Raw genomic sequence first — 1,931 nt, 5'->3', positions numbered from 1 at the left:
GTGGATCAACAGCCTGTACAAATAATCGCTACGCAATCACCGTGAAGACAAAGGGCGGCGGGGCAATCCCGCCGCCCTTTTTTCATGCCGATGCTTCCCATGCGGCTTCTCTTGCACGAGGCCGGCTCGCCGACTACGCTTCAARGGGCCAAGGGGTTGGCATCCAAAGGGGCTCAAGGGATGGCGCGGACTAGGGCAGTGTTCGGTATCGCGGCCGCATCGATGCTGGCCGCGCTGACATTATCACCGGCCTACGCCGATCCGGCGACCGGTCCTGCCGGTGGCGCCTGGGCTGAACGGGTGCAGATCCTCTACCAGGCAGACACGCGCTCGGTGCTGCGCAGGACGGTCCGGGTTTGGGATTTCCATCCGGAGAAGAATCTCGATTTCGTCTGGGAGCCGGCGGCCGGCCAGTCGCCCGACCTGACGATCACTGAGAACGGCACCATCAACGGCAAAGGCAGGCTCGTGTGGCGGGTGCGTGGCTCGGCGAGCTATGATCCCAAAACCATCTATTCCAGCTATTTCGGTGACATCCGCAATGGYCGGCCCGACGGGCAAGGCCGGCTCGAGCTGCGCTCGGGCGAGGTTTTCGATGGGCATTGGCGTGTCGGGCAACTCGACGGGACGGGTATTCATGTCGACGCCGACGGCAACCGCTATGAGGGGCAGTTCGTCGCCGGCGCGCCGAATGGCGAGGGGCGACTGCTGTCAAGGACCGGCGAGATTTTTGCCGGCTCATTTGTCGACGGGTTGAAGAACGGCAAGGGCCGCACGCGGCTTGCCGGAGGCACAATCTACGAGTCGCAATGGGCGATGGGCAAGGAGGTCGGCGGAATGCGTCCCGACGTGCTGGCCGATGCCAGGGTCGGCGGGCTGCTCAAGGCGCAGACCGGTGGCGGCGATGCCGACAAGGTCGAGATCGGCGTTGCGGTCGACCAGCGCATGACCCAGCAGTCCGATATGCAGTACCAGCATCTGGTGCGCGACGAGGATATCGCGATCTATCCGCTGTCGGACCAGTACAATGACAGCTGGAACGGCACCGGCCAGGTCACCACCAGCAATGTCTATGAAGGTATGAACTGGGAGGAGGCGCCGGCCTTTGCCGAGGTCGACCTGAAGACGTCAGACCAGTCCAGGGTCAAGCTCGACAGTCTGGAAATGAAGGTCGCCGCCAGTGATGCCTATCGCAAGCCGATGCTGTCGATATCGGAGCATTTCGGCTGCGTCGGCTTCCGTCCGGATTTCTCGATCATCAACAATGGTTGGGGCGAGCCCAAGGACATGAAGATGTCGATCCAGTTCACCACGGTCGACGACGAAGGCAATCCGACAGGTGATCCCAGCCGCATGTTCAGCAAGGATGTCGGCAGTTTCGGCGAGGGCGTCGACGTGTCGATCAAGAGCGTGCTCGCAGAGGCTGGCGTCGACACGGCCAGCCTGGAGACGGGGCGGTTTCCCTGTCCTTCTGTCGATAGTCTCAACGTCTGCCGCAGCCAGCTCACCAACAAGATCAAGTTCGGCGAGGTCGCCGATTATCTCGGCACCATGCAACAGGCGATGACGCTGAATGCGATCGGCAAGTTCGACTATTCCTGGTCGGACGACGAGGGTCATGTCTACCAGCAGAGCGAGCCGTTCCGCACCTCTATCACCATGGCTGTTTTCGAGACGCCGGAAGCGATGGCCGAATGCGGCGATGGCGGCGGCGGCACGCCGGAAGCGATGCGCTACCAGAACATCGAGTTCCCGATCGGCAAGCATGATTACACCATCGCCATGCCGGTGCGCGGCAACAAGAAGATCAGCGCCTACACGGCGCGGCTGAAGATGTGGTCGTCGATGTCGTCGATCCATAGCTTCAGCATCGCCGCGCATTTTGCCGATGGCAGCGTGCGCGAGAGCAAGCCGGTCACCTTCTTCTATTT

General features: G+C 61.8%; 1 protein-coding gene. It reads left to right on the top strand.

Annotation, left to right across the window (positions count from 1 at the left end; translation table 11 throughout):
- Positions 1-198: 198 nt before the first annotated feature.
- Positions 199-1,931: MORN repeat-containing protein (locus ACXJ7R_RS31350; RefSeq protein ID WP_457155193.1), on the top strand; the 1,733-nt coding region annotated here is incomplete at its 3' end.

The sequence above is a fragment of the Mesorhizobium sp. P5_C1 genome (genome assembly GCF_054049815.1).
Note: the sequence above shows the minus strand (reverse complement) of the source record. Positions and strands in the feature narration are given on the sequence as shown.